The sequence below is a fragment of the Vibrio sp. YT-19(2023) genome (assembly GCF_033337395.1).
In genome coordinates, this window is record NZ_JAWOQN010000008.1 from 103,859 (window position 1) to 117,250 (window position 13,392).

The window sequence follows — 13,392 nt, forward strand, 5'->3', positions numbered from 1 at the left end:
TAGTCTATGAGATTTATTTTTAAGCCAAGCTCAAAAATAGTTCGTCATCCGTTAAATACTTATGACGGTGGCTTAGATTACGCACGTGCATAAACATAAAATCAGGGAAACCAGGCGCTATAATGTTATTTGGTTCCCAGCATACACCACCAACAAACACATATCGCCCCTGCTTGTCATCTTCGTGAAGGGGGTTATTAAGAGGAGAAGAAAACTCTGCTCGGCAACCTTCAACCACACAAACAATTTGTCCTTTAAAAAGGCCAATCACGCGCTTTACAAGATTTGCCTTGATACCACACTTCCATGCTTGGCGAGTGGCCATCTCATAGCCATATTTTCGGATCGCTTTCTTTTGCAAATGTACTACTAGGTTCATTTTGACTCCTGATTCAAGCAACTACGTGAAGCCCAAAGTCATAAAAGCAGATAGACGTCTATACCCGAGTGAGCTCATGGTACGTGGGAGTAAACTACGTGATTAGACTGAGTTTAGTATCGGATGAGATACACCGTCCACGATGCTGTAACGTATCGATTTACACCAATCAAAGGCAGATAACACATCAACTTTTGAGTGCTTTCCTGCGCTGTATCTGGTTACTTCTGTATATTACTATAACGAAATCACCCTCCACGTTTACCTATATAAATTTGTCGTAACGATAGAGGGTGCTTATCATGGAGAGAGGATAACGCCTAAGCGTCAATGAGATAATTTTGACCTTCAGTTTCTAAACGATCGATCATTTTACGACACTCATTTAAATCAAGAGGTTGTTCAAAGCGGCGCTTGAGATTCATCAAAAAGAAGATATCTTCACACATGGCTTTCTCAGGTTCGTCACTGATTTTGGCGACCGGTGAACCATTGCACGTGACCATTTTTATCACGATAGAAAGTGGCTGGTAGGCTTCACCATCTTTATTGACATAATCACCCATATCATTGGCAAGAAAAGTACCGATACCAAAACTCACCTGAATACGTCCTTGGAAATACTCGCAAATATCTAACGCTTGTTCGAAGTTAAGTCCGTCGGTAAACACCAGTGTTTTTGTTAATGGGTCTATATTCAGCGACTGGTAGTGTGCAATCATTTTTTCACCCCAGCTATAAGGGCAACCACTATCGTGACGTACACCGAAGTACGCGTTACTTAGTTCTTCATCAAAGTCTTTAAGGAAAGCATCGATACCAATCGTATCGGTTAACGCAATACCTAGTGCACCATTAAACATTTTTTGCCAACGTTGCAACGCCACTTTTTGCGAATCTCGCACATTCACCAGAGCTTGGTGTCCCATAAACCATTCATGAGCAACGGTGCCGATAGGCGTCAAATTCAGCTCTTTTGCTAAGTGATAGTTACTTGTTCCTGTCAAGCATTCCGGCACTTCCTGGCACAAATATTCCAGCATAGTGCGCTGAGCTTGGAAGGAAAAACGTCGACGCGTCGACATGTCAGAAAATTTAAAGTTAGTAATGTTACGACGTTTTAGTTCCGACTTTAGGTGCCGAACTTTCTCTTCTAAAACAGTGGTAAATTGCGCAACAGGGATATCTGACCAACGCTGACGGCTACGAACTTCAGACACGATACTCATGATGATCGTTTCGTACAAGATGGTATCTCGCCACCAACCGTTAATGGTAATTCTTAACTGGCTTGAGCCATCAGCCATGGCTTTATTATGGAAAGAGACATCACTTTGTGGGTTGAAACGGAAATGGCGCAGTGCATCAACAAAGTCAGGATTCAGGTAAGGCGCGACACGCTTAATATATTCAATTTCTTCTTGCGTAAATTGAATATCTTGCAGTTTAAGGACTTCGGCTTTTACCTCGGGCAAAAGCTCAGAGAGGTCTTCCTCACTGCGCACGATAAACTTATATGACACCATCGCATCAGGGTAAAGCGCTGTTACAGCGCTCATCATATTGACTTTGTAGACATCGAAATCCAAAGCGCTTTGAATGATGCGGGAAGAAAATAGTTTGGTGGTCATTAGGTGCCCTTCTACATGCCCTTCCTGGGTATATAACTTTTTGTTACTAACTAATTTGCGTAAACAATAAACACCCATCTATAGTTTGTCAACTTTTGTTACTAACCACTCATTTTTATAAGGTTTTTTTGTCTAGAATTCGAGCAAGCATTGTGAATAAGTCAGAGTCATCCGTAAATTTATGCTCAAACCGTATTAAGAACACTACCGAAAACGTTTCTAACAACTCGTTACTTACCCATTGATTGACCACTTGTTATGCGCTAGATTACTTACAAATCAATATTAGGACCCAACCATGATCGTATCTGTCGACATTATTCCATTCAGGCTATCTGGCTGTGCCGATAAGGGATTGGAAGTGTTGTTGATTAAACGTTCAAATCCAAATCGGCCATACCATGGAGTCTGGGCACTACCGGGCGGATTTGTCTTTGATAAAGACTTAACCAGTGAAGGCGGACGCCCGGCCGATGAAAACTTTGAAGCGGCGCGTCGCCGAATTTGCCGTGAGAAAATCCATACCTACCCTCGCCATTTTAGCGAAGCGTTTATCGACGGTGATCCAAAGCGCGATCCAGAAGACTGGAGCTTAAACATTACGCACTACGCCTTAGTTGATCGTAACAATGTAGAGCAAATAAATAATGCAGGTGTACCGGAATGCCAACTTAAATGGTTTTCGCTACAGGCTATTCTCAATGGAGAAGAAACCCTCGCATTTGATCATCAAAAAACCATTGAAAAAGCGTGGCAAAAGCTTCGTGCATCCATTGAATACACATCGGTTCTTTTGTTTGCATTAGACAAAGAGTTTTTGGTTGCGGACATCATTTCTGCTTATCAAGAGTTTGGTATTGATATCAGCCGAATGACGATTAAGCGCCGCTTGATAGATTCAGGCGTACTAAAACCCACTAATAAAGTCGCTTCAACCAACAAAGGCAAAGGTGGAAAACCCGCAATGGTATATACGCTGACTAGCGACGAAGTAACCTTTTTTCAAAACTGTTTGCGTGGATAAACGCAGACAATCAGACAGACAAGGAGTCTGCCATGACTGTTCGAGTAAACTATCAAACTACAGCAGTGATCGACGTTGATCCAGAGAAAGGCTTTAGTGAGTTATGTCCAAATGAACTGCCCGTTGCAGGTGCGTTGGAAATCGTACCGGAACTTTTGAACAATCATGCCAAAGGCCGATTAAAACTGGTCAGTCGTGACTTACACCCACCAAAAGCAAAGTGGGATGCAGAATCGCCATCCAATATGCTTGAGCCCGTTGGTTTACCGAATGTGGATATAAAGTGGAACCGTCACTGTGTGCTTGGCACAACAGGTTCTGAGCTGCTAGATGGCTTACCACCCGTGTTGGACTATGATTTTCAAGTTAATAAAGGTATGGATCCTGACGCACACCCTTACGGTATTTTTTTCCATGATATTGCCGACACCAAAACGACAGGCGCGCATGAATTTCTAAAGTTCAACGGGATTGATACCTTAGTTATCGGTGGCCTTGCCTTAGACTTTTGCGTGAAAAAATCCGTCATGCAAGCGCTGGAACTTGGCTACAATGTGGTAGTTAATCTTGCTTCAACTCGTGCGGTGCTGCCTGATAATGTAGAGAATGTGCTGACAGAGCTCAGAGATAATGGCGCATTATTTGTCGAAAAAGCGGACGACATCATCGTAGAAAAGTTCGCCTAGAAACGATAGTAACCGAGAAGGATTTCACCATGCATCAACATGAAAAATTGAATTACGTTGAATTTGGTTCCACTAATGTCAGTGCGACCAAACAATTTTTTGAGCGTGCTTTTGACTGGAGCTTTACCGATTATGGTCCAGAATATTCTGCATTTTCAGGACAAGGGTTGGATGGCGGATTCTTCAAATCTGAGTTTATAAACCAAACCGCAAATGGTGGCGCACTTTTAGTATTTTATAGCTCAGACATTCAGGCCACTCAGACAAAAGTAGAGCTGCATGGTGGAAAAGTTATCCGCCCTATTTTCGAATTCCCCGGCGGCTGTCGATTCCACTTCACTGAACCGAGTGGAAATGAATTCGCAGTATGGTCAGAGAGCCATTAAGTCATCACAAATCAACAACACACCATCAACGTGAGCCCAAGCTAGCCAGATCCGGAACTGGCATTACATTTCTGGTTGACCTCATCCTTGGTTTAATTCACTGTTAGCGCAACAATTAATCGATGAGGCGCTAGACCTCGACCAAGGATGTCAAATGACTGCCGTCAGTTTTTTTCGCTTACTCTGCCTCGCTGCTATTTGGGGTGGCTCGTTTCTGTTTATGCGAGTCGCCGCCAACACATTCGGGCCGGCTTACTTAATCGAATTTCGAGTTACATTTGCCGCCGTCGCTTTGTTATTGATCGCCGTATATTTGAAGAAGAAACTCACGTTAACTGCGCATACTAAACACTTCTTTATTATTGGCTTATTCAATAGCGCAGTTCCATTTTTACTCTTTGCGTACGCAGCCCAGACACTGAATGCATCAACTTTAGCAATATTGAACTCAACCGCCCCAATATGGGGAGCACTAGTTGGCTTTGTTTGGTACCGCAGCCCACTCACAGCGAAATCTGTTCTCGGTATGCTAATAGGCATTGGAGGCGTTGCAGTCTTGGTCGGCTTAGATACTTCAACCATAGGTGAAGAAACCATGCTCCCTATTGCCGCCAGTTTGATGGCTTCTTTCAGCTATGGCATTGCTACCAACTACACTAAAAATGCGCCACAAGTACCTGCTTTTGACAATGCTCACGGCAGCATGTGGGCGGCGGTTATTTGGGTACTGCCGCTGCTACCATTCTTACCAATGCGTGCAGAACCAAGTCATTTCGAATGGAGCTCTGTTGTCACGCTCGGCGTTGTATGCACAGGGTTCGCTTATTTGCTCTATTTCCGCTTAGTTTCTGATATCGGCCCAGCGTCAGCACTGACTGTCACTTTTCTTGTTCCTGTTTTTGGTATCTTATGGGGCTACTTGGTGCTAGATGAGCCCGTCGGCTCTAACACCATCATAGGAACAATTCTAGTGCTTAGCGGCACTATGCTAGTCACCGGTTTCTCCCCAACAGCAATGCTCGCGAAGCGAAAACGAAGCGTGGCTTAATCAGCCTAATATAACTTCCACACCTCGCTTTTTGATTTGTTCAAGGTCGCTTTTCGGAGCGGATTTGTCAGTCAGCAGCACTGATATTTCGTCAGTCTTACCAATTGATGAGGGATAAATTTGCCCAAATTTACTAGAATCCGTTAGAACAATATTGCGCCTTTTTTTCGCAATGATGGTTTCTGCGATCTCAGCGCGCATCATGTCGCGGCTAGTAAAGCCAGTGTCTTGATGGAAGCCGTCAATACCCAAGAAGGCCGTGCTGAAATGAATGTTCTCAATACACAACTTAGTCAGCGGTCCGACCAAGCTCTCGCCTTGGTGCTGATACACGCCACCAAGCAAGATAATGTTGGCAGAAGTGTTACGGATGAGATGGGCGATATACGCCGATGGCGTAATGATGGTCACATCGCCGCGCTCAGCCAATGTCCGAGCCAACAACGCATTGGCACTGCCTCCTTCAATCAGCACTGTCTCATTCGGTGCGACCAAATCCGCAGCTTGGTTTGCGAGCGATTGTTTAATATCGAAACGTACTTCTAGGCGGGCATCAATGTCATCACTTTGCAACGCGGTAGCTGCGCCGTGAACGCGCTTTAGGTAGCCCTGTTGCTCCAGAAAGTTCAAATCCTGTCTGATGGTCACACCCGACACGCCAATGATGTCAGAAAGCTCTGTGACTTGAACGCGTTTACGGTCGTTCACTAATTGCAGGATTTCATTTTGTCTTGGGTTCACAGGTTCGCTCCTTATTGATGAGCTTACAGTATACTCACCTGATGTTTCATATGAAAAGAACTTGAAAGTAAAAAGGAAAAAACGCGTGGTCTGATTAGCCAAGCTGTACCTTGCGAATATCGCTCCCATCAACAGATAATAGGGCAACGAAAATGGGATGGAAGAAGAGGGGTTAACTCCCTACATCCCAACAACGATAGAGACTAGGATAAAAGTAATGGAAGAAATTTACTTCGCAGGCGGTTGCCTTTGGGGCGTGCAAGAATTTATGCGCCACCTTCCGGGCGTAATCAACACAGAAGCCGGGCGAGCAAATGGCACAACGGATAACACTCAATCCGAATACGATGGCTACGCAGAGTGCGTGAAAACCCAGTTCGACCCTGAGCAAGTTTCGGTTGAAACTTTAATGGGGTATTTGTTTGAGATAATCGACCCTTACAGCGTTAACAAGCAAGGTGAAGACGTTGGTGAGAAGTACCGTACTGGTGTTTATAGCCAAAACGAACAGCATCTCACCATCGCGAAAGCGTTTATCGCAGCACGACGGGACGCCGACAAGATCGCCGTAGAAGTACTGCCACTCACAAATTATGTACCAAGTGATGATGAGCACCAAGACAGACTCACAAACTTTCCGAATGATTACTGCCACATCCCATTAGATTTACTACATAAATACAGGGATAACTCGTAACCATTCAGTCAGCATCGCTTTAAAAGGCAAGACGCACATCAGTTTAAATCGATGCCTTCCACTAATGACAATGTCATTTCTGCCGCCGATATTTCTTTACAACCCGACGAGTTTTGTCCGCACCACAACGGAGTGAATTCATCTCGGTTTTGCTTTTCCATCAGCGCTCTTAGTTGAGCCATTTCAATGGAGGCGTATGGGAATTTCGGCGCAAACTCACTGATGTAGCCTAGCTCCGACATCGCGCGATTCACAATGCCTCTCGCTGGTCGGCCCGAGAAAACATTGGTCACAGCGGTATGTTGCGCGCGTTCACTGGCAATGGCATATCGATGTAAAGACGATGTTTTCGCCTCATCACACAACAAATAGGCGCTGCCAACTTGAACGGCACTCGCTCCTAATCTCAACGCGGCTTCCACCCCACTTCTATCAGCGATTCCGCCTGCAGCAATAACAGGCAAATTCACCCGTTTGGCGATTTGTGGTAATAACGCAATCAAACTTAATTGAGTAGTTAAATCATCCGATAAAAACATACCTCGGTGTCCACCAGCCTCCAAGCCTTGGGCGATAATACCGTCAACGCCTTTTGCTTCTAGCCAAAGTGCTTCGTCCACCGTAGTCGCTGACGAAAGGATCTTCCCTCCCCACCCTCTAATTCGAGCTAACAGATCATCATCTGGCAAACCAAAGTGGAAACTGATCACTGGCGGTGCAAATGGTTCAATCGCGTCAGCAATATCATGATTGAAAGGCATCCTTGTCGGAGCGTTTGGCTGAGCCTGAACGGTTGCATCAACCTCGGAAAAATACGGTTGCAGCATTTTTTGCCACTTTTCGTGCTTGTTGGCGTCATACTCCGGCATTTCATGGCAAAAGAAATTGAGGTTAAACGGTCGGTTAGTTGCCTGCTTGATAAGTTGAAGTTCTTTTACGATGGCGTCTTTGTTCAGCATTCCACAAGGTAACGAGCCAAGCCCGCCAACATTACTGACGGCTATGGTCATTTGGCTGTCTTGCACACCGGCCATTGGCGCTTGAATAATCGGTAACTCTGTTCCCAAAAGTGTATTAAATGCGTTGTTTTTCATCGTTCTTCCTTGAGTTCGTCCAACTGAATTGTTGTTTTATGCGCATTTTCACTGATACGCTCAATATGTCCACTATCTCATATCGACTAATTTTCACCCAACTGCGTTGTTATTTCTGTGCACTCGACGCCCACTTGAAATGACATTCCGCGTCAATTGGCGATTACTGACATGAATTTATGTGATCCAATTCAATCGCCTGAGTTACGTGCTTTTTTAAAGTTGCTCTGTTTCGCGAAACCTTACTTCTTACTCAACTTTTACCGGATCAACTATGAAGACATTTTCTAAAAAGCCGTTGCTGTATGCGTTAGCGGCGTTCTCTATCGGCGTCTCATTTTCTTCCTTTGCGGAAATTCGCAACGTCACGTTGCTGCACACCAATGACATTGAAAGCGTTTATGAGCCTGTTGACGCATTTTGGAATCCAGACATTAGCCATATCGGCGGTATTCCTTACCTTGCCACGCTAATCAAACAAACTCGTGCGCAAGAGGAAACCAGTTTCTTGTTCGATGCTGGGGACATTTTTACTGGGTCACTCGCGAAAAAAACGCAAGGCAAGCTCTCTTTCGATTTGTACAGTGCGATGGGCTACGACGCGATAACACTCGGTAACCACGAGTTTGAATATGGCTGGCAAACCTTGAAAGAGAACATGCCAAGAGCCGCCTACCCCGTACTCAATGCCAACATTAAGTTTGAGCAAAACAATGCGCCATTTTCTTCTCCATATACCATTGTTGAACGTGATGGCATTCGTGTCGGTGTAATTGGGGTAATGGGCGTTGATGCCTTCTACAACACCATGTGGAAAGGGAATCGCAAAGGCTTGACTATCGACGATCCAATCAAAACCACTCAGTTCTGGGTTGATAAGATCCGCAACGAAGTGGACATGATTGTCGTGCTCACACACCAAAATAAAACGGCACCAATGCAAACCGACAAAGAAGCCGATCCCGAAGTGCAACGCGGTTTTGATGAAGATTACGACATGGCTGGCAAGCTAAATGGGGTCGATGTGATTTTTGGCGGCCACTCGGACCATGGTTTATGGAAGCCTGTCGTGCACCCAAAAACGGGCACAGTTATCGGTCTCACTTTCGGCCAAGGCAAATACTTGGGCTACACTAAATTCGCCGTAGACACCGAAAAGCACGACGTAAAACTGCTAGACGGAAAATTGATTCCTGTCGAGTCAGACAAGCTTGAACGCGACAAAAAAACGAGCGATCTTATTACCAATGCTCGCAAGCAACACCCAGAGCTTGGTCAGCAGTTGGCGACCATTAATGACACGGCGTACCGACGTTATTACCGCGAATCCAACGTAGGCAATTTAGTAGCAGATATGATGCGCGAAGCCGCTAATGCAGATGTGGGTATGATCAGCTCGGGCAGTATTCGCGTTGATCTTAACAAGGGCCCAATAACGATGGAAAACGTAATGGATCTTTTCCCATTCACAGATAAACTTTCCGTCGTAAAACTCAATGGCGCACAGTTGAAAGAACTGTTGGAGTACAGCTACACATTGCCTTACGGTCTGGCACAATTCTCCGGTATTGAAGCGCGCTACGACAACGCAAAATCGCAAGGTAAACGCCTGCTCAGCCTAAATGTAAATGGCAAACCAGTGAACGACTCGCAATCATACAAAGTGGCCACTTACTCTTACGCAGCGAGCGGGGGCGACGGTTATCATGTATTTGAAAAAGGCACGTTAGAATCGCAAGGCGATTCAGTCACCCAAGTATTGATTGACCAATTTAAAACCAAGAAAGACGTTATCGTTCCGGCGCTGGGTCGCCAAGTGGATGTCAGCGTCAAAGAGTGAGTCTCTGACAAATAACCTCAAAGGATAAGCATCATGACTTTTCGTCAAGAATGCAATGGCTGTAAGTCATTTGGCTGCCCTAATTGCGGCGTGCCTGATCTCAGTTTGTATTCTCGCTCAAATCGGCTCGGCTACGATGCGTGGCATTGCCCTGAGTGTGGTGCTTATCCTCCAGTTTTGATTAACGAGCCGATACTCGCATTGGCTCATCAACTTCAAAAGCAAACCTTTGAGTTGAAGCTATTGCCTCATTGCGAGTGCCGATTACCTGCTTGGCAACGTTACGGGAGAACAGCCGTCGGTAGCCCAAGAGTAAAGTGTCGATACTGTCAAAAAACCGCCACGCTGCTGAACCCGATCAAAGAACCTCACACACTCCAACCACTGCTTGATGCTCTGCTGGCCGAAGTTTCACCCAAAGATTTACAGTATAAACTGGGCTTGAATCATCGCCGTTTTTCACAATCTCTTGAGCGTTTGGCAAGTATGCTGGACACTTTTAGTCGCTTATACGAACGTCATTTATCATTCTCTAATATCCAAACTCGCTCCTTTGTTCAAGTGGCGCGCTCTGGTTTTCGCCACCATGGCCGAGAACAAAGTGCAGCGCATGTTTGGACACTATGCAGCGCCGATGCCCAAACGGGTTACATGCTTTTGCTCAGTGACAACGCTTGGTTTCCTCAGACCGAAATGTCAGAGCTCGTTATTCCTCAACCGCTTTGGGAGCAAAGTCGTTACCAATTAACGCAGCAAGAAGAAGTGCCAAACGAATCAGATGTATTTCTCCAAGCGCAGCGCACTTACGACAAAATTCTTAGCCGCAGCCAATTTGACCAACTCGCTTACTGCGATGGTTCGCATGCTAAATCAAAAGAAGTACTACTCACTCGCCCTGTTTTTGCCGCTCACGCGCACATGCAAAACTTGGCGAAATACTTTGCTAACAAAGTACCGAAACGCTTTGTCCTCGAACATGAAAGCTTTTTACGAGGTGCAGCAATCACCGCTTTCACCTCCGCAATTAAGCGGGGCAAGACGCAACTCTATTATTGCCATACTGAACAGAGTGAGGAAAATCTCAGCTTAAATAATGCAAAGCAAAAGATGAGTTGGTGGGATGAAACCTGGCGTCGTGGAAACATTCAAAATCAATATGGGAGTTGGCAAGTGGGGGTGGGTTGGCTGATTCAAAAAAGCGTAAGACCATCGGAATCGATAGACGAATTAATCCCGACACACCCGAATTGGAACAGCGAGTTTTGGAACCGTTATACCCAATGGTTACCGCCAAGCTACGCTGCCCGCTTGAGTTTACAGCGCATTAAACAGTGGCAAGCGATTTATCGATTTCTCTATAACTACTCAGCCATGCTATCACCACCTAAAGTTGGGGTGAATGAGATCGACCTGTCTCGCGTCGATAGCATAGCCGAATCAATCAACCACTCGGTAAACGTTCTTCACACGTTTGAAGGCTCGAGCAAGCACACTTCACCATAATCGATGTTATTTGAAGCTCTCAGGTTCGACTTTTAGCCTGGTGATTAAATCGCAATGATTTGCTGAAACTTAGCATGAAGCTCTTCAAGTGCCGCTTCAACATCCGGTTCTGCACGGCTCAAGTGCGAGATTAACGTCATAAAATAGCAGTCAAAAATCAGCGGTATTTTTCCCTCAAGGACGGAGCTTCCGTTTACAGATTGAAACAAAGCTTGGTTAAACGACTGATAATAATCCAAATCCCAAATCACTTCTTTCAACAAAGCTCGGCTCAGCTCAACGTTCGCAAAATAGTAGCGATAGTATTTCTCCGTCAGCGCCAAACCAATGTCGATATCGGTTTTACCTTCCACACTGACTAGCGTTTCTTGGCTGATCTGTTGCAGTTGCGCCAGCATCCCTTCGCGCAAAATCGACAGTTTAGTCGGGAAATGGCTAAACACTGTGCCATCGGCTACTCCTGCTTCTCTCGCTATCTGCCTTGTGGTCGTCATGTCATAGCCATTTTGAGCAAAAGATGCCCATGCGGCTTTTAGAATTTTATCTCTGGTTTGTTGTCGCTTCGTCATTGATGTTTCTGCTTAATGAGCCTGAAAGGATCATACCTTGCGTGGTTGAGATTGACAAATTGAGCGCGCTCATTTATAAAATTGAGCACGCTCATTTTATATAAAAACAAAAGGAATCGCTCATGTACGTATTAAACAAACTAGGCCAAGGATTGATTTTCTTCCCGACCATCTTCTGCTTTTCGTATATTTTAAGACCGATATTAATGGTCATCCTTATTCCAGGAGGACTCGCACTTTTGGCGTTAATCGGTGGCGCAGAAGTCAGAGCAGAACTCAAAGCCATGCTGCTTGAGGAGTTTTTTGGCGTTAGCCCATCGCACACCACCTCGAAAAAGGCGTGAGTGCGCTACAAACGTTGGCAAGGCTAAGTAAAAAAGAAAACGCGCAGATATCGAGATCTCAATACCTGCGCGTAGATGCGGTGAAAATAAGACTGGCTTTAGTCAGTATTCATGTTCTGGCCAATTCGCCATAAAACGCCACTAGGGTCAAACAAACAACATTCGCGCATGCCCCAAGGTTGCTCGACTAGCTCTGTCAAACGCGAACCAAATTCCTCATGACCCACTTTGGATAAGTGCTGATGCCAACTTTCTGCGTCTTCTACGAGCAAGTGCATCATGAAGTTATTGCCGTGTTCTGGCTCATAAAAATTCTGTAAAAGAAACGCGCAGCTACCTTGAGAGAAGTATGCTACATCACCGAAGTCCGACGCCATTTCAAAGCCAATCGCCTCATAAAAGCGTTTTGATAGCGCGTAATCTTTCGCCGGAACAAATGATTTGATTTCAACAATATTGAGGTTTTCCATTTCCAATTTCCTAAGCCTTTTTCCATAAAACTGACTGACGTAATCTCGCTCTATGCCTTCTATTCGCCTTGCGTAATCTGCTGTGATGACAGTGGCACACACTCTGCCATTTGCGTTTGTAACCACGTGATAAATTTATGTTCGAGTTCTGTACGCTTTTTATCTTGACTCAATAAAACGTAATTGCAACTTGATGGAGAAAACCCAAATGGTGCGACCAAATTACCACGCTTAATATCGTCCATGACAAAAGGATACGATCCCATTGCGACGCCTAAGCCATCCACTGCGGCTTGTATGCAAAAATAAAAATGCGCGAATGATTGCTGAGTGTTGCCGTTGAAAGTTTCACAACGTGTTGATTGCTGCCAATCCGCCCAAGCATTCGGTCTGGTTTGGCTATTCAACAATCGAGCTGCTTTCAAATTGTCTTTAATGGATTGCCAATACTCAGGAGAAAATACCGGCCCCACCCACTCTTCCACAAGAATGGTTTTGTCGTAATCGTGATGCTGCGCAAAATCGTCTCGACGAATCGCCATCGAAAGCCCAGTTGATCCTAATGTTACCGGGCCACCAGCCGTCGACAAACGAACATCAGCACGGTGTTCATCATTAAACGCGGCCAACCTTGGCATCAACCAGCGCATGGTTAATGTCGGTTCACAAGACACTTCAAGATGCTGATGCTTCTCTTGAATAAGCGTATTCACGCCTGTTTCTAGCGTTTGGAATGCCGTTTCTGTGTATGTCTTGAGTAATTCGCCTTCTGCCGTCAACACGACTTTCCTGCCCTCTTTGAAGAACAAAGGTTGAGACAGATATTGCTCAAGTTGCTTGATCTGCTTACTCACGGCTCCGTGGGTAATGTTCAGTTTGTCAGCCGCTTCAGTGTAGCTTGAAGAACTCGCCGCAACGTGGAAGACATAAAAAGATTTCAGGTGACGCATCTGTGAGTTTTTCTCACCAATATGGGAATG

General features: G+C 45.2%; 15 protein-coding genes. 8 read left to right on the forward strand and 7 right to left on the reverse strand.

What is annotated here, in order from left to right:
• Positions 1-19: 19 nt before the first annotated feature.
• Together R7E78_RS08050 and pncB are read right to left on the reverse strand one after the other, a co-directional pair.
• Positions 20-379: a hypothetical protein gene (locus R7E78_RS08050; RefSeq protein WP_005373947.1), complete on the reverse strand. Its 360-nt coding sequence runs from the start codon at positions 377-379 to the stop codon at positions 20-22.
• 320 nt (positions 380-699) lie between these two features.
• Positions 700-2,010: a nicotinate phosphoribosyltransferase gene (gene pncB / locus R7E78_RS08055; protein ID WP_318057815.1), complete on the reverse strand. Its 1,311-nt coding sequence runs from the start codon at positions 2,008-2,010 to the stop codon at positions 700-702.
• 298 nt (positions 2,011-2,308) lie between these two features.
• On the opposite strand from pncB, the gene R7E78_RS08060 reads away from it, so the two are divergent.
• The 4 genes from R7E78_RS08060 to R7E78_RS08075 all read left to right on the forward strand — a co-directional run bounded on the left by R7E78_RS08060 (position 2,309) and on the right by R7E78_RS08075 (position 5,154).
• Positions 2,309-3,034 (forward strand): NUDIX domain-containing protein, encoded by a 726-nt coding sequence (locus R7E78_RS08060; RefSeq protein WP_005373953.1) that lies wholly within the window; start codon positions 2,309-2,311, stop codon positions 3,032-3,034.
• A gap of 32 nt (positions 3,035-3,066) precedes the next feature.
• Entirely contained in the window at positions 3,067-3,720 is a 654-nt protein-coding gene (locus R7E78_RS08065; protein WP_017635129.1) for an isochorismatase family protein, read from the forward strand.
• A 29-nt stretch (positions 3,721-3,749) separates the two neighbouring features.
• Entirely contained in the window at positions 3,750-4,106 is a 357-nt protein-coding gene (locus R7E78_RS08070; RefSeq protein ID WP_025768007.1) for a VOC family protein, read from the forward strand.
• A 154-nt stretch (positions 4,107-4,260) separates the two neighbouring features.
• The gene (locus R7E78_RS08075) at positions 4,261-5,154 is read left to right on the forward strand and encodes a DMT family transporter (RefSeq protein ID WP_318057816.1); all 894 of its coding nucleotides are present in this window, start codon (positions 4,261-4,263) and stop codon (positions 5,152-5,154) included.
• Here the strand turns inward: R7E78_RS08075 and R7E78_RS08080 are convergent, their stop codons facing one another.
• Positions 5,155-5,895 (reverse strand): DNA-binding transcriptional regulator YciT, encoded by a 741-nt coding sequence (locus tag R7E78_RS08080; protein WP_182015808.1) that lies wholly within the window; start codon positions 5,893-5,895, stop codon positions 5,155-5,157.
• Positions 5,896-6,112: 217 nt separating this feature from the next.
• On the opposite strand from R7E78_RS08080, the gene R7E78_RS08085 reads away from it, so the two are divergent.
• Positions 6,113-6,592, forward strand: coding sequence for a peptide-methionine (S)-S-oxide reductase (locus R7E78_RS08085; protein ID WP_132936985.1), 480 nt, complete (start codon positions 6,113-6,115; stop codon positions 6,590-6,592).
• A gap of 38 nt (positions 6,593-6,630) precedes the next feature.
• Here R7E78_RS08085 and R7E78_RS08090 read toward each other — a convergent pair whose 3' ends face one another.
• Entirely contained in the window at positions 6,631-7,686 is a 1,056-nt protein-coding gene (locus tag R7E78_RS08090) for a nitronate monooxygenase (RefSeq protein ID WP_318057817.1), read from the reverse strand.
• Between the two features lie 274 nt (positions 7,687-7,960).
• Between R7E78_RS08090 and R7E78_RS08095 the strand changes: the two genes are divergently transcribed.
• Both R7E78_RS08095 and R7E78_RS08100 read left to right on the forward strand, forming a co-directional pair.
• Complete coding sequence (locus R7E78_RS08095) at positions 7,961-9,526, forward strand: bifunctional UDP-sugar hydrolase/5'-nucleotidase (protein ID WP_318057818.1); 1,566 nt, start codon at positions 7,961-7,963, stop codon at positions 9,524-9,526.
• Positions 9,527-9,559: 33 nt separating this feature from the next.
• A complete protein-coding gene (locus R7E78_RS08100) occupies positions 9,560-11,029 on the forward strand; it encodes a hypothetical protein (protein WP_318057819.1) in 1,470 nt (489 codons plus the stop codon).
• Positions 11,030-11,073: 44 nt separating this feature from the next.
• Here R7E78_RS08100 and R7E78_RS08105 read toward each other — a convergent pair whose 3' ends face one another.
• Positions 11,074-11,598, reverse strand: coding sequence for a TetR/AcrR family transcriptional regulator (locus tag R7E78_RS08105; protein WP_130546449.1), 525 nt, complete (start codon positions 11,596-11,598; stop codon positions 11,074-11,076).
• 122 nt (positions 11,599-11,720) lie between these two features.
• On the opposite strand from R7E78_RS08105, the gene R7E78_RS08110 reads away from it, so the two are divergent.
• Positions 11,721-11,942, forward strand: a complete 222-nt coding sequence (locus tag R7E78_RS08110; RefSeq protein WP_017635120.1) for a hypothetical protein — start codon at positions 11,721-11,723, stop codon at positions 11,940-11,942.
• A 98-nt stretch (positions 11,943-12,040) separates the two neighbouring features.
• Here R7E78_RS08110 and R7E78_RS08115 read toward each other — a convergent pair whose 3' ends face one another.
• A complete protein-coding gene (locus R7E78_RS08115) occupies positions 12,041-12,412 on the reverse strand; it encodes a VOC family protein (protein WP_005373979.1) in 372 nt (123 codons plus the stop codon).
• A gap of 59 nt (positions 12,413-12,471) precedes the next feature.
• Positions 12,472-13,362 carry a LysR family transcriptional regulator gene (locus R7E78_RS08120; protein WP_005388706.1) on the reverse strand — a complete coding sequence of 297 codons (891 nt, stop codon included), beginning with the start codon at positions 13,360-13,362 and terminating at the stop codon, positions 12,472-12,474.
• Positions 13,363-13,392 lie beyond the last annotated feature (30 nt).

Coding starts and splice junctions, on each gene's coding strand:
- pncB (WP_318057815.1), bottom strand. CDS start 2,010: ATGACCACCAAACTATTTTCTTCCCGCATCATTCAAAGCGCTTTGGAT.
- R7E78_RS08115 (WP_005373979.1), bottom strand. CDS start 12,412: ATGGAAAACCTCAATATTGTTGAAATCAAATCATTTGTTCCGGCGAAA.
- R7E78_RS08070 (WP_025768007.1), top strand. CDS start 3,750: ATGCATCAACATGAAAAATTGAATTACGTTGAATTTGGTTCCACTAAT.
- R7E78_RS08120 (WP_005388706.1), bottom strand. CDS start 13,362: ATGCGTCACCTGAAATCTTTTTATGTCTTCCACGTTGCGGCGAGTTCT.
- R7E78_RS08085 (WP_132936985.1), top strand. CDS start 6,113: ATGGAAGAAATTTACTTCGCAGGCGGTTGCCTTTGGGGCGTGCAAGAA.
- R7E78_RS08060 (WP_005373953.1), top strand. CDS start 2,309: ATGATCGTATCTGTCGACATTATTCCATTCAGGCTATCTGGCTGTGCC.
- R7E78_RS08110 (WP_017635120.1), top strand. CDS start 11,721: ATGTACGTATTAAACAAACTAGGCCAAGGATTGATTTTCTTCCCGACC.
- R7E78_RS08050 (WP_005373947.1), bottom strand. CDS start 379: ATGAACCTAGTAGTACATTTGCAAAAGAAAGCGATCCGAAAATATGGC.
- R7E78_RS08065 (WP_017635129.1), top strand. CDS start 3,067: ATGACTGTTCGAGTAAACTATCAAACTACAGCAGTGATCGACGTTGAT.
- R7E78_RS08075 (WP_318057816.1), top strand. CDS start 4,261: ATGACTGCCGTCAGTTTTTTTCGCTTACTCTGCCTCGCTGCTATTTGG.
- R7E78_RS08105 (WP_130546449.1), bottom strand. CDS start 11,598: ATGACGAAGCGACAACAAACCAGAGATAAAATTCTAAAAGCCGCATGG.
- R7E78_RS08090 (WP_318057817.1), bottom strand. CDS start 7,686: ATGAAAAACAACGCATTTAATACACTTTTGGGAACAGAGTTACCGATT.
- R7E78_RS08095 (WP_318057818.1), top strand. CDS start 7,961: ATGAAGACATTTTCTAAAAAGCCGTTGCTGTATGCGTTAGCGGCGTTC.
- R7E78_RS08100 (WP_318057819.1), top strand. CDS start 9,560: ATGACTTTTCGTCAAGAATGCAATGGCTGTAAGTCATTTGGCTGCCCT.